Annotated in this window: 17 protein-coding genes and 1 tRNA gene; 9 read left to right on the forward strand and 9 right to left on the reverse strand. The window is 52.3% G+C overall.

Annotated elements, in window-relative coordinates:
* The first annotated feature begins 54 nt into the window (after positions 1–54).
* On the forward strand, positions 55–720 hold the full coding sequence (gene lipB / locus ACZ5BI_RS05050) for a lipoyl(octanoyl) transferase LipB (RefSeq protein WP_464896782.1): 666 nt from the start codon (positions 55–57) through the stop codon (positions 718–720).
* Positions 704–1,720: a lipoyl synthase gene (gene lipA / locus ACZ5BI_RS05055; protein WP_464895765.1), complete on the forward strand. Its 1,017-nt coding sequence runs from the start codon at positions 704–706 to the stop codon at positions 1,718–1,720. The genes lipB and lipA overlap by 17 nt, the downstream gene beginning before the upstream one ends.
* Positions 1,721–2,162: 442 nt before the next feature.
* Here the strand turns inward: lipA and ACZ5BI_RS05060 are convergent, their stop codons facing one another.
* Positions 2,163–3,725, reverse strand: coding sequence for a class I adenylate-forming enzyme family protein (locus ACZ5BI_RS05060; protein WP_464895766.1), 1,563 nt, complete (start codon positions 3,723–3,725; stop codon positions 2,163–2,165).
* A 138-nt stretch (positions 3,726–3,863) separates the two neighbouring features.
* Here ACZ5BI_RS05060 and ACZ5BI_RS05065 point away from each other — a divergent pair, with 138 nt between their 5' ends.
* Complete coding sequence (locus ACZ5BI_RS05065) at positions 3,864–4,625, forward strand: NADPH-dependent oxidoreductase (RefSeq protein WP_464895767.1); 762 nt, start codon at positions 3,864–3,866, stop codon at positions 4,623–4,625.
* A 162-nt stretch (positions 4,626–4,787) separates the two neighbouring features.
* Here ACZ5BI_RS05065 and ACZ5BI_RS05070 read toward each other — a convergent pair whose 3' ends face one another.
* Positions 4,788–5,390, reverse strand: a complete 603-nt coding sequence (locus tag ACZ5BI_RS05070) for a methylated-DNA--[protein]-cysteine S-methyltransferase (RefSeq protein WP_464895768.1) — start codon at positions 5,388–5,390, stop codon at positions 4,788–4,790.
* 282 nt (positions 5,391–5,672) lie between these two features.
* Positions 5,673–7,772, reverse strand: coding sequence for a VWA domain-containing protein (locus ACZ5BI_RS05075; protein ID WP_464895769.1), 2,100 nt, complete (start codon positions 7,770–7,772; stop codon positions 5,673–5,675).
* A gap of 528 nt (positions 7,773–8,300) precedes the next feature.
* Between ACZ5BI_RS05075 and ACZ5BI_RS05080 the strand changes: the two genes are divergently transcribed.
* Both ACZ5BI_RS05080 and ACZ5BI_RS05085 read left to right on the forward strand, forming a co-directional pair.
* Positions 8,301–8,531 carry a PTS transporter subunit EIIB gene (locus tag ACZ5BI_RS05080; protein ID WP_464895770.1) on the forward strand — a complete coding sequence of 77 codons (231 nt, stop codon included), beginning with the start codon at positions 8,301–8,303 and terminating at the stop codon, positions 8,529–8,531.
* A gap of 13 nt (positions 8,532–8,544) precedes the next feature.
* Positions 8,545–9,285: an HAD family hydrolase gene (locus ACZ5BI_RS05085; protein WP_464895771.1), complete on the forward strand. Its 741-nt coding sequence runs from the start codon at positions 8,545–8,547 to the stop codon at positions 9,283–9,285.
* A 26-nt stretch (positions 9,286–9,311) separates the two neighbouring features.
* Here ACZ5BI_RS05085 and malQ read toward each other — a convergent pair whose 3' ends face one another.
* The 3 genes from malQ to ACZ5BI_RS05100 all read right to left on the reverse strand — a co-directional run bounded on the left by malQ (position 9,312) and on the right by ACZ5BI_RS05100 (position 14,004).
* Positions 9,312–11,489 (reverse strand): 4-alpha-glucanotransferase, encoded by a 2,178-nt coding sequence (gene malQ, locus ACZ5BI_RS05090; RefSeq protein ID WP_464895772.1) that lies wholly within the window; start codon positions 11,487–11,489, stop codon positions 9,312–9,314.
* Between the two features lie 47 nt (positions 11,490–11,536).
* Positions 11,537–13,219, reverse strand: coding sequence for an energy-dependent translational throttle protein EttA (ettA, locus tag ACZ5BI_RS05095; RefSeq protein WP_412585392.1), 1,683 nt, complete (start codon positions 13,217–13,219; stop codon positions 11,537–11,539).
* An 80-nt stretch (positions 13,220–13,299) separates the two neighbouring features.
* Positions 13,300–14,004 carry a single-stranded DNA-binding protein gene (locus ACZ5BI_RS05100; protein ID WP_316098715.1) on the reverse strand — a complete coding sequence of 235 codons (705 nt, stop codon included), beginning with the start codon at positions 14,002–14,004 and terminating at the stop codon, positions 13,300–13,302.
* Between the two features lie 155 nt (positions 14,005–14,159).
* On the opposite strand from ACZ5BI_RS05100, the gene ACZ5BI_RS05105 reads away from it, so the two are divergent.
* A tRNA-Arg gene (locus ACZ5BI_RS05105) sits at positions 14,160–14,232 on the forward strand.
* Here ACZ5BI_RS05105 and orn read toward each other — a convergent pair.
* A complete protein-coding gene (gene orn / locus ACZ5BI_RS05110) occupies positions 14,194–14,859 on the reverse strand; it encodes an oligoribonuclease (protein WP_316098720.1) in 666 nt (221 codons plus the stop codon). The two genes, ACZ5BI_RS05105 and orn, sit on opposite strands and share 39 nt — an antisense overlap.
* Before the next feature lie 102 nt (positions 14,860–14,961).
* On the opposite strand from orn, the gene ilvA reads away from it, so the two are divergent.
* On the forward strand, positions 14,962–16,212 hold the full coding sequence (gene ilvA / locus ACZ5BI_RS05115; protein WP_464895773.1) for a threonine ammonia-lyase IlvA: 1,251 nt from the start codon (positions 14,962–14,964) through the stop codon (positions 16,210–16,212).
* Between the two features lie 136 nt (positions 16,213–16,348).
* On the opposite strand, the gene ACZ5BI_RS05120 is transcribed toward ilvA, so the two are convergent.
* Positions 16,349–19,459 (reverse strand): UPF0182 family membrane protein, encoded by a 3,111-nt coding sequence (locus ACZ5BI_RS05120; protein ID WP_464895774.1) that lies wholly within the window; start codon positions 19,457–19,459, stop codon positions 16,349–16,351.
* Between the two features lie 118 nt (positions 19,460–19,577).
* Between ACZ5BI_RS05120 and ACZ5BI_RS05125 the strand changes: the two genes are divergently transcribed.
* Positions 19,578–20,183: a PPA1309 family protein gene (locus ACZ5BI_RS05125; protein ID WP_464895775.1), complete on the forward strand. Its 606-nt coding sequence runs from the start codon at positions 19,578–19,580 to the stop codon at positions 20,181–20,183.
* Here the strand turns inward: ACZ5BI_RS05125 and ACZ5BI_RS05130 are convergent.
* Positions 20,152–21,243, reverse strand: a complete 1,092-nt coding sequence (locus ACZ5BI_RS05130) for a YlbL family protein (RefSeq protein WP_464895776.1) — start codon at positions 21,241–21,243, stop codon at positions 20,152–20,154. The two genes, ACZ5BI_RS05125 and ACZ5BI_RS05130, sit on opposite strands and share 32 nt — an antisense overlap.
* 124 nt (positions 21,244–21,367) lie before the next feature.
* On the opposite strand from ACZ5BI_RS05130, the gene ACZ5BI_RS05135 reads away from it, so the two are divergent.
* Positions 21,368–22,993: a zinc-dependent metalloprotease gene (locus ACZ5BI_RS05135; protein WP_464895777.1), complete on the forward strand. Its 1,626-nt coding sequence runs from the start codon at positions 21,368–21,370 to the stop codon at positions 22,991–22,993.
* Positions 22,994–23,018 lie beyond the last annotated feature (25 nt).

A 23,018-nucleotide genomic window follows, 5' to 3' on the forward strand; every position in this document is an offset into this window, starting at 1 on the left:
GCTCGTATCCGTTTATTAGCGGGTAAGCCAGGTAGGCTGGAAAGCGTGCAAATAATGGATTTAACCGGGCAGCTGCAGGACTATCGCACCCTGGATAAACTGCATAAACAGGTACACGGCGAAGTCGCAGCGGGAAAGCGAGAAAATACCGCTCTCTTAGTCCAGTACTCCCCCACTTTCACCGTGGGACGCAACACCAAACCGGAAGATATACCCAATAAAGATGTACCGGTAATCGAAGTAAACCGGGGCGGTTCGGTTACTTGGCACGGTCCAGGGCAGCTGGTTTGCTACCCGATAGTAAAACTGCCCCAGCCCCTGGATGTTATTCGTTTTATACGCGCCGTAGAACAAGTAGTAATCGACACCTTGGAACCCTACGGGATTCATGCGCAGCGGATTGCGGGACGAGCAGGAGCTTGGGTACTAAAACCGGGGGAAATCGATAAGAAGATTGCTGCCATCGGAATTCATACTGCGCGGGGGGCTTCCATGCACGGTTTCGCCCTCAACGTGAACCCCACGTTTAGCGATTTCGCCCGGATAATTCCCTGCGGCCTCGCCGATGCCTGGGTAACTTCCATGAACGAACAAGGCTGCCACGAAACCGTAGACTCTATGCGCGCCCCCGTAATCGCCGGGTTGCGCCGCAACTTAGACACCCCTTACTTTAGAGGTGAGAAACAAGGGCAGGAGGGCAAAAATGTCTACACTTCCTGAGGTAGGCGAGCGCAAATTACTGCGGGTAGAGGCACGGAACTCGCTAAGCCCGATTGAAAATAAACCAGAGTGGATAAAAACCAAGGTAGTTTCCGGAAAAAACTATATGGATATGCGGCACCTGGTGCGCCGCTCCGGACTGAACACCGTGTGCGCCGAAGCCAATTGCCCCAATATCTATGAATGCTGGCAAGACCGAGAAGCCACCTTCCTAATCGGCGGAGCGGTCTGTACCCGACGCTGCGACTTTTGCGATATCGCTACTGGACGCCCCAGCGAATACGACCGGGAGGAACCGAGCCGAGTCGCGGACTCGGTTGCCGAATTGGGGCTGCGATACGCTACAGTCACCGGGGTTTCCCGCGATGACCTGCCCGATGGAGCCTCCTGGCTATATGCGGAAACCGCCCGCCAAATACACGCTAAATCCCCCAATACCGGGGTAGAGCTACTGGTAGATGACTTTCGCGGACGCATAAGCGCCCTAGAAGAAGTATTCTCGGCGCGCCCGGAAGTATTCGGTCACAACCTAGAAACCGTACCGCGAATTTTCCGGCAAATCCGCCCCGCCTTCCGCTACGAGCGTTCCCTGCAAGTATTAGAGGCCGCCTCCAATGCCGGTTTAATTACCAAGTCAAACCTGATATTAGGAATGGGAGAAACTCGCGAAGAAATCGAGGCCACCCTGCGCGCCTTGAAGGACGCCAAAGTCGATATTGTGACCATCACCCAGTACCTGCGTCCCTCTGCCCTGCATCACCCGATTGACCGCTGGGTAAAGCCCGACGAATTCGTAGAACTCTCCGACTACGCTTATAGCCTGGGCTTTTCGGCAGTAATGGCCGGCCCCTTGGTGCGTTCCTCCTACCGGGCAGGTCGGCTCTGGGCGCGCGCCATGCAGGCGAAAGGCCGTGAGCTCCCCGCTAATTTAGCGCAACTTGGTGAGGAAGGAACCGCGCGCCAAGAAGCCTCCGCGCTGCTAGCGTCTCGTACTAACTAGTTTTGTTGGATACGCGTAGGGGCAGTTTTTACCTCACGCCCCGAAATCCGGAAAACGCATCCGCGTTTTCACGGATTTAGTGCCCGGAGCCTACCCTTCGGCAAAAACTGCCCCCACGCTCTCTTAATCTTTTTTGTAGCCGGATTCTATCTTGCTGAGCGGATACTTCTCACTTCTCCCAGCGATAACTCCTTTACACGCTTAAGTTGCTGCTTGGTTAGCGGGGAGATTCCCGGCCTGAAAGATAAAAGTAAACGGTGTGATTTCTCTTTTTACTCGCCGTTCTTTTTCGGGTTGGGCGCTTGCGGTGTGAGGAGTGCCTTTCAAATGCGCACGCCTTGGTGGGCGCGGGGAGTAAGTATTATCCGAGTGGGCGCGGTGGGCATAAGAATTCGGAAAATGCCTACGGTCTTTTTCCGAATTCTTGGGCGGGAGGAAAAACTTACTTCCCGCGACCGCCGTTACTTAAAGATTCTCTGAGGGTTTGGCGGGATAGTTTTCCGGCGCTGTTTAGAGGCAGGGCGCTTACTTGGATCATTTGTTTCGGGATTTTGTAGGCGGCTAATTTGCCGGTTAGGAACTGTTTTAGGGATTCGAGGGTGGCGGTTCCGGTGATTACTGCACACACCCGCTGCCCCCAGTATTCGTCCTCTAAACCGATTACCGCGACTTGCCCGATACTAGGGAAAGTTGAGAGCGCGTCCTCTACCTGCGCGGGGAATACATGTTCCCCACCGGTAATGATTACGTCACTTTCCCGCCCGCTAAGGCGCAGCAAACCGTCCTCGCCGATAAAACCAATATCGCCGGTTTCGATTTGTCCCTCGATAGCGGGCATAGCTTTACCGGGGTAGTTAGTTCTACAGACATGCGGACCACCGATAGTGATTTGTCCCTGGCAACCTGCGGGCAACACATTGCCGTCCGCATCGCGCACCGCCACCTGAGAATAGGTGAAGGGGCGCCCGGCGGCCTCGGGGTGCTGTAAAGATTCATTTATTCCCAGGTAGCAACCGGCGCCTCCGGTTTCGGTCATCCCCCATACTTGGATCGGACGCAGCTTAAGTTTTTCCATCCGCCGCGCCAAAGCGGCTGGTAGGGGCGCTCCTCCGATCAGGGGACGGCGCCAGTGCGGGAAGGGATTTTCCGTGACTTCCTCCCCCGCCTCTTTTTCCAGAGCATCTAGCATTCCGGTGAACATGGTGGGAACCGCGAACCCGATGGTGACTTGCTCTTCCCGAATAATCCGGGAGGCGGCGAGCGGAGAAAATCCGGCAATCACAACTATTTTTCCGCCGTGGCAAAAAATATCGTTGGTGGTGCCGTTAAACCCACCGATATGGGATAAGGGCGCCAGCGCCAACCCGGTGTCCGAGTTGCGGTAGTCGAAAGCGTCACGATAGTTCGCCCACGCCCAATACATGGTTTCCCGGGAGTGTTCCACCCCCAGCGGCCGCCCGGAAGTCCCGGAGGTATAGATAATTGCGGCCAGCTCGCCCTCGGCTACCGGGGCAATCTCACTGGCTAGTTCCCCAGGCGAAAACGGATGCTCCCGATTGGCAGCCAAGAGCTGTTCATGCAGCTGATCCAGGTTTATAACCTGCGAATTATTTAGGGCGCCCCCCGCGGGGGACGCTATTTCTGCGACAACGGGGTCAGAGCTAGCTAACGGCAATTCCCCTTCTTGGTCGCTAAAAAGCAGACGCGGGGCGCAGTCGGCCACCATCGCTCGTAAATCAGCAGGCGCGGCGGCTTTAGCCAGGGGAACGAACACCGCGCCCATCTGGTCACAGGTTATCCACAGCAACAGGTGGTATTCACTGTTGGCACTGCAAATCGCTACCCGATCCCCACTCACAATCCCACGTCCCTGCAGGTAAAGCAGTAAATGTTGCGACAGCGACCAGGTCTGGGACAATGAAAAATGCCCCCGGGGACCGGCCAGGCTTTGCGCATCGGGATGGTCAATCGCGGCTCTTTGAAAGTTTCTTATCGGTCTAATCATGACTTCCCCCGTTTAGCGTCCTCGGCTATCTTACCCACCTGGTCACCTCTGCGAGTTAACCAGCAGGTAGGTTAAACTTAGCGGCAAGGAAACCGGGTACCCCGGTGGCGAAGGTTGGCGAGGATTTTAGGAGAAGTCATGTCTGATACTATTGAGAACCAGTTGGCACACCGCTCGGTGCGTCGTTTTGATACTCAGCCAATCTCGCCAGAGGTATTAGCACAGCTGAAAGAGGCGACCCGGCGCACCGCTACTTCTTGCGGGGTGCAAATGGCTTCGATTATTCAGGTGAATGATCCGGAAAAGAAGCGGCAGCTTTCTTTAGTTTCCAATCAGGACTATATTGCCGATGCTCCGCAGCTGTGGATTTTTCTCACTGACCTGTACCGCTCCTACCGGATTGTGGAGGAAAAGGGTGAGGATAATAATTGCGTGCGCGGTATGGACGGGTTTTTTCAGGGCTTTACCGATGCGGTTTTAATGGCGCAAAACCTGGTGAACGCCGCCGAATCCCTGGGATTAGGCACCTGTTTCTTAGGGTCAATCTTGAACGATCCCGCGCGGATGATTGAGATTTTGCAACTGCCGAAATTGACTTTCCCCGCCCTGGGAGTAATGTTTGGTTATCCGGGGCAACAGCCGCAGCTCAAGCCCAGGATGCCAATGGAGCTGCGCATGTTCGAAGACTCCTATCAGTGCTTTGAAGGCTCCTATCTGGAGGAGTTCGCGGATTATGACCAGGAAATGACCACCTACTATGACACTCGGGCACACGGCCAGCGCTCGGATACTTTCACCGATAGCCTCACCCGGATCATGTTGCGGGATGCGCCCCTGCGCCGCGGAATGCTAAATGCGGTGCGTGCCCAAGGTTTCGACCTCGCCCTCCAGCCCCGCTAAAAGTTAGCCGCCTACCGCTACCGAGCATCTAGACAATCATCTACTCTAACTGTAACAATGTTAGAGTACGTTACAGTAGACGTTACAGTAGCCCCGCTGAAGGCTACATGTAGATATCACCACCAGCTTTGAGGTAGCTATGTTGGACTACCTGCGAGAGACCTATTTTACTTTGAGGCGAGAGCGCAGACTTTTTAATAGCGGCTGTTTCTTTGGCAGCGACTTTCCTTTTGGCACAAACAGATTCGTCATATCGACTTTTTCTAGGGTTAGCAGCTGAATTTTTCGCTCCATGCCGGCGCCATAACCAGTGAGGTTACCGCCCGCACCGATTACCCGGTGACAAGGAACAATTAGCAGAATCGGATTTGCCCCTACTGCTCCCCCAACCGCCTGTGCCGACATGCGGGGAATCCCTCTCTCGCACGCTATCTGGGCAGCGATCTCCCCATAAGTTATGGTTTCCCCGAACGGGATGGTGAGCATGATTTCGCAAACCCGTTTTTGAAAGTCCGAACCCGTAAGCTTTAGCTTTGGGGTAAACGAGGGGGCGCGTCCTCGAAAATAGGTATCTAACCAGCGGGTGGATTCTTGGAATATGGGCAAAGATTTTTCCTGAGGACGACTGCCCGCGATAGCTACCCCCGCAGCCTGTTGCGACGCCAGCCCCAGCCCGATCAACGCGCTACCATCACTGCGCATGGCGAGTTTTCCCAGCGGGGAATTATAGAGCTGTGTATAGGTCTCCGTATCCTGCTTCCTCAAAGCTCCTCCTAGCTTTCTTGCCGTAGCCGCGCAGAAACCGCTCTCTTACAGTTAGATAAAATCTTCATTGTGAAGACCATAAAGCTAGGAAGAAGCGCTCTTTTAGCGGTTATGTCCTGATTTTGACACAATTATGCGAAAGTATGTCCTTACTTTCGCATAAATTTGCTGCCGTTCGATAACTCTAGTGGAGAACCGTAGGAGAAAACTCCGGTAAGACCGTTGTCGACGCAATACGTCCGCAATATCTCGGAGGCTTCACTAAAAATAACAAGCAGGCGCCTACTTATTGTTTTTTTCCATCGCCCGCTTTCTCATGAGGATTCCCAAACCTGCAATCACCAGACCCAACGCAGTTAGCGATACCGGAAGTGTGGCCAATGCACCTGTCTTAACAATTGCTCCAGGCTTCTTCGCAGAAGCATTTGAAATCTTTTTTTCAGGTGCCGGAACCACGGTTTCCGGCTGTGGCTTAGGTTCGACTGTCGGCGGGTTTGGTACCGGATCAGCAATCTTCGTGTAAACAGCATATACAGTGATATCACTGTATACGATAGTATCCCCGGTAAACGTGGTACCCGTACCATCTTCCTTTGTATTCCACTCCTTGAAGACGTATCCAGCCTTCGTTGGATCCTGCGGCATGGATTGGTCAGTCAAGGTATCGGTATCAATCGCCTTACCAGTCTCTACCTTTGCAGATGCATAATTCTTCGTGCCGTTCATGAAGGTGACCGTGCTGTTCATAGTCTTCGCAACGTATTCCACTTGGGGAATTGGGAAGGCTACATCGTCACCTTCCTTACCATTGGCATCCACTGGCTTCAAAGTTGCACTCTCGTTGGTATTAAGTATGTGAGTACCAGCTTGGGTAGGTACGTTTACCAGCTTTTCCTGGTAGATGAGCGTTACCTCCGTTTTTGGATAAACCGTCTCGTTGATCTTCAGGATTAGCTTTTCTTTATTGCCGTCTTGAGCATCTGCCTTCTGGTAGATCAGCTCAAAGCGATAGGTGCCATCTTCCTGTTTACCAAAACCAAAGTGCGCATCGTCTTTACCAAGAGTTGTGTCGGTAATTTTTTCAGCGTTTAAGGTTTCATCAGCAACCTCGAGGCTCAATTCTTTATCGTCATTGACGAAATCAAAATCTTTTCCCACATAATCGACAACCGTTGAGCCTGTTGCTACTTTTTCCAGTACTGCCTTCTTAAGCTGCTCAAAATCGGTATTAAGCTCACCATGATTTGAATTACGCGCGAGATACTTCAAGAACAAAGAGCCATTAAAATCAGCCTTATTCTTGTAATACACGTTCATTTGATATCCAGCGTTTACCATCTCCTGGAAAACATCATCGGCTTTGATGAACGCAATGTCGATATTCGCTGGAACGTTATTCTCGATTGGAAGTACAACACCATTACTCCCCCCCCCTGTTCTACGAGAAAATAACGTATAGGCATAGTCATATTGTGCCCAGTTCGCTGCAGAATCCTTCTCTTGCTCACGATAGTAATCGAGGTATTGCCCTAATTTTTTGATATTACCATTGGAAGCTGAAGCCGTTGAGAATACAAAATTTGAACCATCGCTAAACTTTTTCCAATCGTTCGGGAGATTGTATTCGCGGCTTTGATACTCCCAAATACCACCTTGCAAATCTCGCTTATCATGATATTTAGTTGGATCTTTTTGTTTTTTCGGATTAAAGGAACGTGTGTAGGCTTTATTGTAATCATTATTTTTTGAATAAAGATACGTAGCTCCATCACTGATTAGAATAATATGTTTATTCTTAGCAGTAACCGCGGTATCTTCATCCAGCATTTTCTTCGCTGCCAAAAGGCCAGCATGCATATTCGTGCCAAATCCAAGCACAGATGATTTCAATTTATTCTGTATATCATCATAGTTATTTACCACATCAGTAAGTTCTTGACGAACTTTACCTGCGTAATAAAAATTAACAATACCTACTTTGATATTTAAGCCTTTGTCATCTGCCTGCTGCTTGATATCATCCAAAAACTGTCGTGCTTGAGCATCTATACCGGTCGCATCACTTGCGCCACTCTTATCCAGTACAAATACTATATCTTGCGCAAGTACGTCTTCCTTACCTGGGAAGGACAAGGAAATGTTTGTTGTTAAGTCATCATCAAGTTGCGTAGCGGTTTTATTGTTTTTCGCTAATGCTTCATGTTGACCTGTTGCTACTATCTCATCAGCAAACGCCGGCGTAATGCCACTCATTACGCCAAATGCTAATAATGTGGCTATTAATAGACTCGTTGCCTTTTTTACTAATGATTTCATCTTTTTTCTTCTTGTAGAAGGCCAGTAATTCTTTGCAGATTTGAAAAAATGCTTAAAACTAGTCAACACCACGTACCCCCCTTATCAGGTAGGTAGCATTGCCCATTCTGAAAAGATATTTATAGATAAGCAGAACTATGCTGTCTACCTGTCAAGGATTGTGCCAGTGTTTTCATAGTTTGTTAATCTCTTCTTGATATTTCCTTGAGCTAATCGTACAGCATGACGGCGTACTCGAGGTATTTTGAATGCGAAGCCGGTGTGGTGCCTCATTGTGTTTGAGCGCAGACGCGTGCTGCCTGTCTGCAAGTCCGGGAAATATTTGGCGGAATAGATACGAATTTTACTAGATTTCTTGCTCGCCCGTGACAAGTTGATGCTAGGTAAGGATGGTTATAGAGAGCAGAGGTGCGAGAGGTTGCTAGCAATATGGCGGAACCGGTTTTTAGCTCGCCTACCCACGTTTGTAATGCAAAAAGAGGTACCCAGAACCAAGACCGACGCTTTGCCACGTATTCACCTCTAAGCTGCTTGTAGATTGATGGTAATCTCGCTATTGAATCATTAATCCTTTAGGTTGAGGTGGGAGGAACCGTGGACCAGGCGGAGCAGCTGCTACTAGGGCTAGGGGGATCCGGAAATATTTGCGAGATTGAACCCTGCACCACTTGCCTGCGGGTACAGGTAAAAGACCCGCTCAAGGCAGACGAGGAAGTATTAACTGCTTGCGGAGCCTTTGGAATCGTAAAAATCGGTCATACTGTTCAGGTGGTCGTTGGACCGGTCGCTGAGGAACTGGCCGCAAGCATGGAAAAACTGCGTTAAAGCCACCGGTAATATGTATCCTCTCGATAACCTTAACGTCCCTGACTCCCCTAAAGTCTTGTACACATCCTCCCCGGCTGAGGACGCGGCAGACTCTAACTCCTATAAAAGCAATTATTTTAAAGGCCTGTTGCTAGATCTGGACGGCACCCTCATCGACTCTGAACATACTCATCTGGGCGCCTATAGGCGAATGTTTAAGGCCAAAGGCTGGAAGATTAGCGACAGCGAAATGGATATTTTCAAAGGGCGTCCCGGTCCAGAAGTTTTCCAAAACGAACCCGGCCCTTGGCACGGCCTCGACCCCGAAAAACTAGGACTAGAAGCCCGTTCTTACGTCGATATCCGGCGTGATCCCCCGCGTATCTTTGCCGGTGCCCGTGAAATAATGCAGCTTAAGATCCCAAAATGTTTGGTTACTTCCGCCTGGAAACAGTGGGCGCAGTTAGCTGCGCAGCTCCTAAATGCCCCCACTAACTTGAAAGTGATTAGCCAAGAAGATATTTCTGCCGGCAAGCCCGACCCCGAGCCCTACTTGCTGGGGGCAAAAACCCTTAAGCTACCCGTCTCCTCCTGCATCGTCATCGAAGATACCACCAGCGGAGTGATGTCGGCGCGCGCGGCTGGAGCCGGCCGGATCTTCGGGGTGACTACCAGCCACAGCCGCGCAGCACTCAAAAAAGCAGGAGCCGACCTAGTAGCCGATCGCCTCGAAGAACTACTGCCCTACCTTGACGCAAAAACCGGGTCCTAGTCCCCTTTTTGAGGGCGCAGAATTCCCTATACGGGGTGTACTGCTTTCTCTAGCATCTCCAGAAGCTGATTAGCGAACTGATCAGTGGTAACGTCCTCTAAGAACCTAGCGTTACCCTCTTGGTCACGCAACGGCACACACCAATTCGGGTATTCATATTCGGTACCGGGCTGATTCTCGGTTAGCTGTCCTTGTACCGCATCCGCCAAGGTCAACACCACCAGCTGCGCAGGGGTAGCCGCCACATAACGGTAGAGGGCGCGAATAATCTCTCCCATATCGCGTTCATCTTCTGCTAGACCCGCATGTTCAATCAGCGCTCGACGTACCGCCCCAAAAACTCGTTCCTGGTTAGCTTCCGCATCTTCGCGAGAAGAATCCAAAAGATCCAAAGCTTCCCGTATTCGCAGATCCTCACCGGTGAGATAGCCAGCTACCGGCGGCATATCGTGGGTATTAACCGCCGCCAGTTGTTCGCGTCGGTAATCCTGCGGAGGCACCAAATGGTCGGGAGAATCGAACTCAAAGAACAGCACTCCGGTGCCCAAGATACCCCGATAACGCAGGTATTCTCGTACCCAAGGCTCTACCGTACCCAAATCTTCGCCGACTACCACCAGATTATTCCGGTAAGCTTCAAGCAGCAGTACCCCCACCATCGCTTGATGGTTATAGCGCACATAAGTGCCATCTTTGGGGAGCATCCCTTCGGGAATCCACCATAGACGCAGCAGCCCCATAATATGGTCGATACGCAGCGCACCGCCCATTTTCGCGGCCGCCGCTACCGTGCGGCGCAGGGGCTCGTAGGCTTGCTGTTCCAGGCGATCTGGGCGCCAAGGGGGCTGTGTCCAGTTCTGTCCCAACTGGTTATACATATCGGCGGGTGCTCCCACCGAGATCCCCTGCGCATAAACTTCCGGGTCACTCCAGTGGTCGGCGCCCAACTGGTGTACCCCCACCGCCAGATCGTGCATGACCCCGATCTTCATGCCCGCATCCAAAGCCACTTGTTGCGCCTGGCGCAGCTGCCGGTAGCAAAGCCATTGCAACCATTTGAAGAATTCGCGCCGCTGCAGTAGCTTTCCTCCGCATTTTTCAAACTGGGCAGCATCTGGGGTTTGCCACTTTTCAGGCAGCTCTAAACCGTATTTTTCGGTTAAGGCACACCAGGTGGCAAACTGTTCCAAGGCTGGTCCTTGTTCCTCTAAAAACTGCTGGTAGTCGGCTTCTCGCTCCTTTGAGCGCGGAACCTCATAAATAATCTCGAGGGCGGCCAGTTTCTGCTTCCAGACGGGATCGCGTTTGATTAAATCACCGCTGAAGAAGTGCGCGCCCGAGCCGGAAACTCCCGGATGATCTGCTGGCATCGATTCGCTAAGCGAAGACTGCGCCTCTTCCCGCAACTCCGCAATTTTTTTACGCTTCTTATCAGAAAGTTCTTGGTATTCCGCAATCGCATCGGGGCGAATATAAATGGGATTCCAAAAACGCCGCGAACACGGCAAATAGGGAGAATTTTCCAAGGGTGAAGTCACTTGGGAAGCGTGTACCGGGTTAATCAGTAAGAAGTCCGCCCCCTTGGAGGCGACCCACTTACAGATAGTAGCCAAATCTGCCGCATCCCCAATTCCCCAAGAATCCCGCGAAGGATTGGCATAGAACTGACTCATTGCTCCCCAGGCACGCCCATCACGCAAATTAGGCATCCCCAGACGCGCGGGCGTGACTGCTACCGGGCAGGTATAGGGACGTTCATCCCCCTCGACCTGTGCGGTTAAGCGATGCCAGCCCAAAGGCTGCCCCGGAGGAATATTGAAAGTTGCTTCCCCGGTTAGCACTCCATTGATTTCCCGGGGCGCCACTAGCACATCCAGTTGGGGCAAATCCCAAGACCCGCCCTCCTCAAAATGCATAGTTACGGTTACCGCTTTGCCATGCGGAACGTGTACCCGTACCCAATAGTTGTCATCGTTGCGAGTAACGATGCATTCGGGAAGTACTCGCCGCCAGGGACGCTCCTCAACCATTTTTAGCGAGGCCGCCACTTGCGCAGGCGTATCGGCGTCAATATCCATCGCCTTGAGGACTGCTCGCAGTGTTTCATCGGAAACTATGCGGTGAATCCCGGAATAATCCCAGTAGTCAATCGCGACTCCATAGGCGCACGCCAGTTCTCGCAACTGATCTTGGCTCTCGCTCATTTGCTATCCCTGTTCTTGTAGCTGTTTTATTGGCGGTGTTATATCCGTTAAGAGCGACGCAGACGGCGGTGAGTTACCCGATGCGGCCGGGCAGCCTCCGCCCCCAGGCGGTCAACCTTATTCTTTTCGTAGGACTCGAAGTTACCCTCGAACCAATACCAGTTGGCGGGATTCTCTTCGGTCCCCTCCCAGGCTAAGATATGAGTAGCTACTCGGTCGAGGAACCAGCGATCGTGAGTAATTACCACTGCGCAACCTGGGAACTCTAGCAGCGCATTTTCCAGGCTAGCCAAAGTCTCCACATCCAGGTCGTTGGTCGGCTCGTCGAGAAGCAGCAGGTTTCCGCCTTGCTTTAGGGTAAGCGCCAAGTTCAAACGGTTGCGCTCCCCACCAGAAAGCACCCCAGCCGGTTTTTGCTGATCAGGGCCTTTAAAACCAAACGAGGCCACATAGGCGCGTGAAGGAATCGTCACTCCCCCCACGTCCAAGAAGTCCAGACCATCCGAAACCACTTCCCACAAGGTCTTATCCGGATCAATCCCCGCACGGTTCTGATCCACATAACTGACTTTTACGGTTTCCCCGATATCTAGAGTTCCCGAATCGAGTTCCTCTAACCCCACAATCGTTTTGAACAAAGTGGTTTTCCCAACTCCGTTCGGGCCAATAATCCCCACGATTCCGTTCGGAGGCAGACTGAAAGACAGATCCTTGATCAGTTCACGATCCCCAAAACCTTTACACAGGTTCTCGGCGCGCAACACCACGGTTCCCAGGCGCGGCCCTGGCGGAATCTGAATCTCTTCAAAGTCCAGTTTCTTGGTGCGCTTTGCCTCTGCCTGCATCTCTTCATAACGCTGCAAACGTGCCTTGGATTTCGCTTGTCGCCCTTTCGCCGAAGAACGCACCCACTGCAGTTCTTCTTTTAGGCGCTTCGCTAGTTTCGCATCCTTGCGCCCCTGGATTTCCAGGCGTTCGCGCTTCTTTTCCAGATAGGTCGAATAGTTACCTTCGTAAGGATACAAACGCCCGCGGTCGACTTCCGCGATCCATTCCGCCACGTGATCTAGGAAGTAACGGTCGTGGGTAATCGCAATTACTGCTCCCTTATAAGAGTGCAGATGCTTTTCTAGCCACAGGATGGATTCGGCATCCAAATGGTTAGTAGGTTCATCAAGTAGCAGCAGGTCAGGAGCTTTTAGTAGCAACTGACAGAGGGCAACTCGGCGACGCTCCCCGCCCGAAAGCACCGACACCGGAGTTTCCGGGGGCGGGCAGCGCAGGGCATCCATTGCCTGTTCTAGTTGAGAATCAACATCCCAGCCATCGGCAGCGTCAATCTCGGTCTGTAGGGTACCCATTTCTTCCATTAGGGCATCAAAATCGGCATCCGGATCCGCCATCTGCGCGGAGATCTCATTGAAGCGATCGAGTTTGGCCTTTAACGGCCCTACTCCTTGCTCCACGTTTTCTTTAACCGTGAGATCGTCATCCAATTCGGGCTCTTGCATCAAGATCCCTACGGTATAGCCAGGAGTTAGCCTGGCCTCCCCATTGGATGGCTCATCCAGACCCGCCATAATTTTGAGGATCGAAGATTTACCGGCGCCGTTAGGACCAACCATGCCGATTTTGGCTCCCGGAAGGAAAGCCATAGTCACATCGTCCAAAATGACCTTGTCGCCTAAAGATTTGCGGGTGTGGATCATTTGGTAAATGAATTCTGCCACTGCTGCCACTTTCTGCCAGACGGTATTGTTCTAATACCCAGAATAGTGGAGTTAAAAACGCAAAGCGAACCCCCGCGCGACTAGGCGGCCTCTCCGCTAAAAGTATTTTCTAGAATATATTCCCCTTCCGGGTCCAGAACGTTTTCCGCTCCTGCTGCTTCCGAGGGTGCGGGCGGGTTGCTCCCGCGGGTATTTTTTGCCTCCTCCTCGAGAATTTCTCCGGTGGAAGGATCAGCAACAACCTGATCGCCAGCGGCTGGTGCCGCTTTTATTCCCGCAGGTTCTGCCCCTGTTGCTTGTGTTCCCACGGGCTCTGTTGTCCCAGCGCTCTCAAACTCGCCCTCGGGATCTGCCAGGGAGCCCTCCCCTTCCTTACTTGGGGTAGCAAAACTTCCCCGTTTTGGTAGTGCACCTATCATCCGCACAAAGTTAGACTCCCCCATAGTCAGGTCATGCCCTAAAGAAGAAGCAGTTAGCTCTAACCCATAGTGGGTAACTTGCTCTTTATCCTGCCATTTAGAGCGGATCAACCGCCCACAAACAATAATCGGATCCCCCACCCGAATAGAGCGAGACACATAATGCGCGCCCCACCCCCAAACTTTCACCCTAACCGCGAGCGACTCGCCTTTTTGCCAGTTTCCTTGATTGTCGCGCGAATACGGGGTGTGCATCACCCGGAAAGTACATAGCGCCTTGTCGGGTTTAGTCGGGTCGGGACGATGAAAAGTGGGCGCGGTTGCTACCCAGCCGGTAAAAGTAACCTCTATATTTGCTTTGCTCATGATTCCTCCTAGTGTTGGTTACCTCACCATGTTGCAAAGCAGTAACGATATTTTCTAGAAAGAAATCATTGCCACCAGGAAAAAAGAGGATTACCTAGCTTGGGGACAAGGAATTAGCACCCGGGAGATTTCTAGATAAACTAAAGGAACAGCCAGCCCCCGTAGCTCAAAGGATAGAGCAAGGGCCTTCTAATCCCGAGGTTGCAGGTTCGATTCCTGTCGGGGGCGCTGATTGCCCAATCCTTGCGCCAGAATATCTTTCGCTGCCGCTTCACATTCTTCACTGGATGGCCCTTCCCCGGCCGGCCAAAGCACCTTACGGTAATAACGCAGCTCCTGGATAGACTCGCGAATATCGGCGAGGGCGCGGTGTCCCCCATGTTTTTCAGGTGCATGATAAAAAGCGCGCGGATACCAGCGTTTCGCCAGTTCTTTTACCGAAGAAACATCCACTAGCCGGTAATGTAAATGAGAGATTACCTGTGGCATTTCTTTTTCCAGGAACTGTTTATCGGTGCCTACCGAATTCCCCGCTAACAATGCCTGTCCCTTTCCGGGCACGAAACGCTTAATATAGTCCAAAACCTGTTTCTCGGCATCTGCTAGGTCTAGCGCCGCCGGAGTTTCTAATTCCGCTAACAAACCGGACTTAGTGTGCATGTCGCGCACAAAATCCCCCATATTTTCTAAGGCAGCAGCTGTCGGCTTAATCAGCAGATCGATCCCCTCGTCCACGATATTAGTTTGCCCATCGGTGATAATCACTGCCACTTCTATCAGGCAATCTTTATCTAAATCGAGTCCGGTCATTTCGCAATCGATCCACACTAAAGGATCTTTCAGGTTATTAGTCATACCTTTAGCCTAATCCATCCAGACTTTGATGCCAGATAGCGAAAGCTAACGGCACGGGCGAAGTAAATCTCGATAGGTTATTAACGATCGATTACAGGAGGCATGATGAGCACAGTTACTGCGAGAGATATAGAGGTAGCTGCCGGAGTACTAGCCAAGGTAGCTACGAAAACTCCGCTGCAAAAAAGTGATCGGCTCAGCGCAGAGGTGGGCCGACCGGTTTATTTAAAGCGCGAAGATCTGCAGATTTGCCGCTCTTTTAAAGTGCGGGGCGCCTATGTGCGCATGGCAGCTATGGATGAGGAGGAGCGGGCGGCCGGGGCAGTTTGCGCTTCGGCTGGTAACCATGCCCAAGGAGTTGCCTATGCCTGTGCACATTTGGGAATACAAGGCACGATTTTCTTGCCGGCCTCCACTCCGCGGCAAAAACGCAAACGGATTGCCACTATCGGGGGCAAATGGGTAGAGCCGGTGATCGTGGCCGGGGACTTTGATGAAGCTAACCGGGTGGCGGCAGCCGCAGCTAAAGATGGGGGCAAAGTATATGTGCACCCCTACGATGACCCCTATACAATTGCTGGTCAGGGCAGTATTGCAGTGGATTTGGATTCCCAGCTGCCAGAAGATACCGATATGATTTTGATTCCGGTGGGAGGCGGCGGTTTAATCGCTGGAATGGCAACTTGGCTCAAAGCCCACCGCCCGGGTATCCGGATTGTGGGAGTGGAATCTCAAGGGGCAGCCTCAATGAAAGCGGCTCTTGAAGCCGGAAATCCGGTTTCCCTAGATCGGGTAGATTCTTTCGTAGATGGCACCGCCGTGGGTAGAGCTGGAGATTTGACCTACCAGGTAGTGCGGGATTTAGTCGATGACATTGTGGTGGTGCCTGAGGGCGCAGTTTGTACCGAGATGCTCGACCTCTACCATTCCGAGGGCGTTATTGCCGAACCTGCCGGAGCCTTAGCGTCAGCAGCGGCACGCAACTTCTTGCCCCAAATCCCCAATGGCTCGGTGGTTTGCCTGGTCTCTGGCGGTAATAATGACCTGTCGCGATATGCGGAAGTAACCGAGCGTTCCGGGCGTTACGAAGGTCTACGCCACTATTTCCTGGTGACTTTCAACCAGGAACCGGGGGCTTTGCGCTCATTCCTAAATGACGTGCTCAGTGACGGTGAGGACATCATTTATTTCCAGTACACCAAGAAGAACAATCGGGATACCGGTCCGGCGCTGGTCGGGATTGAACTTCCAGATCCCAGTGATATTAAGGGGCTGCGCCGACGCATGGCGGCCTCTCCTTTGCAGGTGCAAGAGATCGATCCTTCCTCCCAGATCTTCAAGATTTTGGTGTAGGAGGAAACTAGCATGAGGTAGCTGCCGCTAACTAAGCGCGACTGCAAGCTACTACCGCCCAATGTTTAGGGGGCTATGCTGCCAGTTTTACCTGGCGACCTAGCCCCCTAAGCTATGACGCTTGCGCTGTTAACGGTTACTTCGCGGTCTTGGCGCCCTCTTCTTGAGCAGAGACTGCCCGAGAAATCGCGTCATTTAGAGACTTTTGGGCTTCACCATACTTCGTCCAGTCCCCAGCTTTCATGGCGCTATCTGCTTCCGCCATCGCTTTCTTGGCATCTTGCAACGCCGTGTTCAGCTTCTCTTGCGCACTGGGAGCCTTAGCAGTTGCTTCTCCCGCTTTACCTTTCGCTGCCGGAGCTTTCTTATTACCGTCATTGGAGGCAGTAACCGCTCCAGAATCTCCCCCGAATACCTGATCTAGGGCTTCTTTCAAGGTAGGCGCGAACCCGACTTTGTCACCGAAGCCAACCAATACGCTTCTTAGCTGCGGATATTGGGTGGTACCGGTGGATTGCACATAGACCGGCTGCACATAGAGCAGACCGCCCCCTACTGGCAAAGTCAGTAGGTTGCCGCGGATAACTCTAGAACCTTGCTGATCCTGCAGGTTCAGTTCCCGGTTAACTTCCGGATCGGAGTTGAAGGTGTTTTGTACCTGCCCGGGGCCGGGAACGGTAGTGTCGGAAGGCAAAGCCAAAAGCCGCATCTTGCCGTAGCCTTCGCGCACCTTGCCTTTCTCGTTACCGGTTTCAGAATCGACAGCCAGGAAGCCCGCCATGGCGGCGCGCCGGCCTTCACCACCCGGGATAAACACGGAAGTCAGGGAGAACTCGGCACTCCCCTGATCGGTGTTTTTACCGGTGGGCATCTTCATCGTTAGGTAATAGGGCGGCTGCAGTTTGCCAGAGCCCTCCAGGTCACGAGAAGTTGCCGTGGGGTCTTCAGATAGTTTCCACTGGTCACCACCGGTGTAGAACTCTGAAGGATTAGTCACGTGATAGTTAGCTAGCAAAGAGCGCTGGGCTTTGAAGTAATCCTCCGGGTAACGCAAGTGACTCATCAAATCCCCGCTAATCTCCGATAGCGGCTTAATCTGACCGGGATAAATCTTTTGCCACGCTTTCAGGATCGGATCTTCTTTATCCCACTGATATAGCTGTACCGAACCGTCATAGGCATCCACCACAGCCTTTACCGAGTTACGCATGTAGTTCACGTTATTTTGCACCGCGAACTGGGCAGTTCTCGCAGTCGCCGTATCGGCGGTAGCATCCGTGAGGTTAATATGCTGAGAATACGGATAAGAATCAGTGGTGGTGTAGGCATCCACAATCCACACCAGCCGTTTCTTCTCGCCTTTCTTGCCATCCATATTCACGATCGCAGGATATGCCCGAGAATCCAAAGTGAGGTAGGGGGCAACTTTGGCCACCCGCGTAGCCGGATCCCGGTCATAAAGAATCTGCGATTCGCTGTTGATCTGGTCAGAGAAGAACAGATCTGTTGAGCGGAATTTCAATGCATAGAGCACCTTATTTAGGAAGTTTCCAACCTGAGGCCCGCCGTCACCATCGAAAGTGGTGTAAACCTGTTTATTATTCTTTGCGTCTTGGTAATCCAACTCTTTAGGATCCGCTCCCTTGGGCGCGCCTACAATTGAGTATTCGGGAGAGGCTTGCGAGAAGTAGATCCGTTTCTCGTAATCACCGATGTCCCCCGACTCTTTATCGGAGAGCGAGGATTCCCAATAGGAAGGCAACCCTTCGGAGGTCACCTGGTTACCGTAGGCGGCTACTACCCCGAAACCGTGAGTGTAAACCGTGTGGTCATTTACCCAGTTGCGTTGAGACTGCGCCAACCCGTTCAAGTTAATATCGCGTACCGCAATCACGGTGTCACGCTTTTCCATTTTTCCGTCTTTATCCGGGAAGTTGTAACGGTCAACCGCAAACTGATCTGGGAAAGAGTAGTAAGGGCGCGACTGTTTCATCTGCCGTACCGCCGGGGAAATAATTTCCGGATCTAAAAGCCGGATCTGCTGAGTAGAGTCAGCATCCTGACGCAGCTGGTTAGCGCTGGTTTCATTGGTGACCTGGTCGTAGGAAATCAAATCCAGATCCTTCATCCCGAAGGCATCCAAAGTGGCTTTGATATTACGGTCGATATATTGGCTTTCCAGCTCCCGCTCGTTGGGGCGAACCCGGAACTGTTGGATAATAAACGGATATCCCGCCCCAATCACCAGGGCAGATACCACGGTTACTGCAATGCCCGCGGCCGGCAGATACCAGCCACCCCTGAAGGCGGCGAACACAAACAGTGCCGCCACAATCAAAGCGATAACTGCCAAAATCGTACGTGCCGGAATAATCGCATGTACATCGGTATACATAGCTCCATCGGTCGGCGAGTTTTGCCCATAAACCATAGTCCAGCGGTCAATGACATAAGTTATCCCCACCATCACCGAAGAGATCGCCAGCAAAACACCCATATGAATACGGGCACCGCGAGTAGCTTTAGCTTTGGGAGTTACCGTCATTGCCCCCAATAGGTAGTAACAAATCAGACAGGCAACTAGCGAAACACCTAGCAGAGTCAGCAAAAAGGTGACCGCCATATCGATTAGCGGCAGACGGAAGACAAAGAAAGAAATATCAAAACCGAATTGGGGATCTTTCTTCCCGAAAGAACCGCCGGTGAACGCCACCAGCACTTGCCGCCAACTAGCAGCCATCCCGGTTGCCAGGAATAGGGCAATCAAGGCCGGAATCCCTAAGAAAATACCACGGTGATGGCGGGTAATAGTGGAACGATATGACCGAATAGATGAAGCAATGGTTCCCATTTCCGGACGGTTACGGTAGGCAACATGCAAGTTGACTGCCAAAATTGCCCATGCAATCAGGAAAGCCACTATAAACATTCCCCCAGCGGCAATCCACTGGGTAAGCAGTACCCGCAAATACCCAGTTTGGCGGAACCACAAAACCTCGGTCCACACGGCCGAAGCCACCAGTAGTAACACCACTAGCGCTACGATTACGCCGATAGCGATACCAAGAGGCCCCGGTTTTTTGAACTTTATTTTCGGTAATGGCCTATTTCCATTGCCACCGGCTCCTCCAGAGCCGCCGCGACCGTTTCCGCCGTCTTTACCGGCTCCAAATCCACCGGGAAAGCCGGGAAAGCCACCGCCTTTGCCGCCACTGAAGCCAAGATTTCCAAATAAATCGTTACTCACGAGCCCCTCCGGGTTCTGCTCAACATTTTCCTTAACGCATTCTTTCACGTTTGCGGTTATTACTCACCCCAGGAAAGTGGACTAGCCGCTACCTTGGATAAGATGGCAACATAGCAACATGGACACTTCATCGGATCTATCTTCCGCGCAACTATCCCTGCGCTTAGCGGTTTCCTCCCTAGAAAAAGAGGTAGCTCAGCTGGGATGGGATCAATCTCCGAGCCTCTTTGCGCTGGTACCCACCAAGGATATTTTTCCGCAACTAGAGGCGGAAATGGATGGGGCTCAGGCTAAGCAACTACGAGCCGCCCTATCTGAAAATCCGCAGCACTTAACCGCGGTTCTTCAAGACCACCTTCCTGCAGATCTAATGGATACTCTCGGGCATCTAGTTTTTGGCGAGGACGTGGCGGGAGTGGCTGTCGCGATGGAACGTTTTTTGGTTTCCCCCCAAGCCGATGCCGAAGCGCCTCAAGACCCGAAGGAGCGGGAGAAGTTCTTACTAGCGCATCCTAGCCGCCAAGATGTGCGGATCGTAGCCGCCGCTACCCGCGATGGAAATACCTGGTGCGCTTCTAGGGCACGCAGCGAAGACAGTGACGACATGGTGGCACAAGGCGATAACATCGTTCCGGAACTGCTGGAAGTATTAAAAGCGATGTTAGTTAGTGATGCCGAACTAGCGCAGCTAGTTAGCCAGCCGGGCAGCGCGGCAGATTCTTAAAATTATTGGCTGCGATTTGCTCGCTAACCTCCCGTGCCTGCTGTAGATCTTGTACCGGTACCGCCCGGATTCCTGCTATCGGTTTTACCTGATCGCAATTGGCTTGCGGCAACAAAAACCAGTGAGCACCGTCCTCTTTAGCGCCTGCCATTTTTTGGGGAATTCCCGAAATTGCCAGCACCTGTCCCCCATAGGCAATCGCGCCGGTACCAGAAATCTCTTTGCCGCCGGTCAAAGACTTAGCGGTCATCCGGTCAATTATTCCCAGCGCAAACATAGTTCCCGCTGAGGGGCCCCCCACTTCCTGGAGAGCGATTTTAATATCTACCGGCAGTTTTGCTTGGGGATCTAGATAGATACCTAGTTGGGAACCATTGCGACCATCGGTAGGTTTGCGGGTTTTCCCACTAATCGAGAGATTCTTCCCCGCACGCTGAACCTTAAAATCGAGGGTAGTTCCCGGCGCTGCGTCCTCCAAAATATCGAAAAGCATACTCGCTTGATTCAATGCCTGAGTCTTCCCGCGAAAGGTAACCTCCTGCAAAATATCGTTCTCTTTAAGTTTCCCCTGAAAATCGGAGTCCTCCCCCACTCCGGTAACTTTAAACTTGGCTGGAACTTGGTAGCCTAACTCGCTAAGCGCCGCTACTTTTGCGCTCAGTTGGGAATCTTCCATTTGTGCCTGAGAAACCTGCTGTACTTGTTTGGCAGTTGCCCCCGCGGGATAAACCGCAGATTCGGGTAACACTTCGCTATCTGATCGCATTTTCGCCAGCAGGACTTCCGCATAGGTAACGTGGGTTCCCGGCCCTCCGCGCAGGGAGACGGTTACCATCCGTAACTGTCCTTTGGTGGGATAGGTTTTAGCGCCTGCAACTTTAATGATTTGCCCGTGGCCAGACTGAGTGCCAAGAACGTTGAAAGTTGGGCCGGGAGATTCAATTACGTAGGGCGCGCGAATGGCAACGCCAAGAATCAAGAATCCGATAACCGACAGCGCCATCATGGCTTTTCCAATGCGTCCTTGCCGGCGCGACTTATCAGAGCGTTTACTCTTCACTCTTCCTCCTTCCCGAAGTTTAAAATCGGCTTTGCCCAAGGCGAAACTCTCTCGCGTGCCTAGTCCCCAACTCACAATACCGATAATCTTAAGAACGTAGTCTATTTTAGGGGGTGGGCAGCACTTGAGCGAAGCTAATGGCCAGGAGCAGCGACCAGAATGGTTCCAAATCCTCAAGAAAATGCTGGGAGAAGAGGCCGCTGAGGACGCTTTCCAGCAGCTTCAAGCAAATGGAATCGACCCCGAAAAGCTCGCCGGCACCGCGATGCCCTTTCCTTTCCCCAGCGGATCCAGCTTCGGGGCAAGCCAGCTGAAACATTTCTTTGCCCCTCGCAAGGAAGCCGTGAATTGGGATGCGGCGGTGGAAGTAGCAGCTTCCCGTCTCCCCAGTTTTACTCCCACTAGCGCAGCTCAGGCGCAGAAGGTACGCGAACAGCTGTCGGTTGCAGACTTATGGCTAGACACGGTCACTACCTTGAGCCCGACCGCTAGTGAACGGGTGGCGTGGACGCCTCGAGAATGGATTCAAGCCACTGTCCCCGCTTGGCAGCGCCTGACCGAACCGGTGATTGCCAATGTAGTGCGCGCCTTTACTGAGGCCATTGCGGAACAATTTGAGCGGCAAGGAATTGATACCGAAGAGATGAAAGCTTCGGCAGCAATTCCGGGGATCGGACAAATTATCGGCCCTATGGATCCCGATTCACTGCTAAAGAACCTGGCAGCCGGGTTATTTGCAGTCCAGATTGGACAAGCCATGGGACAGATAGCGCAAGTTGCTTTTGGCTCTACCGATATCGGCATTCCCTTGGCGAAGGAAAAAATCATGGGGCTGGTGCCGGTAAATATCACGAATTTTGCCCAGGATTTAGAGATTACCGAGGAAGAGGTCGGCCAATATCTGGCGGTACGCGAGGCCGCCCACGCGCGCCTTTTCCATTCTGTTCCCTGGCTACGCCACAAGTTGTCGCGGCTGCTTGCCCGGTATGCGCAAGAAATTCGGATCGATCCGGAAGCTATCGACCGGTCAGTGCGGGATTTACAAGATCGCCTGCAAGAACAAATGGGAGAGCAAGAAGGCTTAATCGGCCTCCCATTGGGGAACTTTGATCCCGCCAATTTGGGGCTGGGTCTGCCGGTAGATATTTTTGCCTCTGAAGAAACCGCAACCCAGCGGCAAGCTATGGAGGATTTGCAGACCGTCTTGGCACTGATTGAAGGGTGGGTTGACGAGGTCTCCACGCGAGCCTGTATGCCTAACCTCGCCCACGTCATCCAGTTACGGGAATTGCTGCGCAGGCGGCGTGCAACTACCTCCCCGATCGAGAAAGTCTTAAAACCGCTTATCGGAATGGAGCTGAGACCTAAGTACTCCCGGCAAGCGGCCTCACTGTGGTCACGGTTGCTAAATGAACAAGGAATGCGCCAGCGCGATCAAGTTTGGTCACATCCAGATATGATTCCAACTCTGCAAGATCTAACCGATCCCGAGAGCTTCATGAGCCAAAGCGGGGAGGAACCAGAAAAAGACCAGGTAGATCAAGATTTAGATTCTTTACTTTCTGGTACGTTGGGATGGGCACAAGGGCTAACCCCCGAGGTGGATTCCCAGGGCGATCAACTGGTAGGCGGCAATCACGCCTCAGAAAACGAATCAAAGGGATCCGCTGGGGATCAAAATGATGAGGATTCTGGCCGCACAGATAGGGATGATGAAAACGATTCCCCATCGGCAGGCACAGCTAAATAGAGATTAATAATAAAATATCCACAGT

The organism is Varibaculum sp. GTC20041 (assembly GCF_055387755.1).

Coding starts and splice junctions, on each gene's coding strand:
- lipB (WP_464896782.1), top strand. CDS start 55: ATGGATTTAACCGGGCAGCTGCAGGACTATCGCACCCTGGATAAACTG.
- lipA (WP_464895765.1), top strand. CDS start 704: ATGTCTACACTTCCTGAGGTAGGCGAGCGCAAATTACTGCGGGTAGAG.
- ACZ5BI_RS05060 (WP_464895766.1), bottom strand. CDS start 3,725: ATGATTAGACCGATAAGAAACTTTCAAAGAGCCGCGATTGACCATCCC.
- ACZ5BI_RS05065 (WP_464895767.1), top strand. CDS start 3,864: ATGTCTGATACTATTGAGAACCAGTTGGCACACCGCTCGGTGCGTCGT.
- ACZ5BI_RS05085 (WP_464895771.1), top strand. CDS start 8,545: ATGTATCCTCTCGATAACCTTAACGTCCCTGACTCCCCTAAAGTCTTG.
- malQ (WP_464895772.1), bottom strand. CDS start 11,489: ATGAGCGAGAGCCAAGATCAGTTGCGAGAACTGGCGTGCGCCTATGGA.
- ACZ5BI_RS05100 (WP_316098715.1), bottom strand. CDS start 14,004: ATGAGCAAAGCAAATATAGAGGTTACTTTTACCGGCTGGGTAGCAACC.
- orn (WP_316098720.1), bottom strand. CDS start 14,859: ATGACTAATAACCTGAAAGATCCTTTAGTGTGGATCGATTGCGAAATG.
- ilvA (WP_464895773.1), top strand. CDS start 14,962: ATGATGAGCACAGTTACTGCGAGAGATATAGAGGTAGCTGCCGGAGTA.
- ACZ5BI_RS05125 (WP_464895775.1), top strand. CDS start 19,578: ATGGACACTTCATCGGATCTATCTTCCGCGCAACTATCCCTGCGCTTA.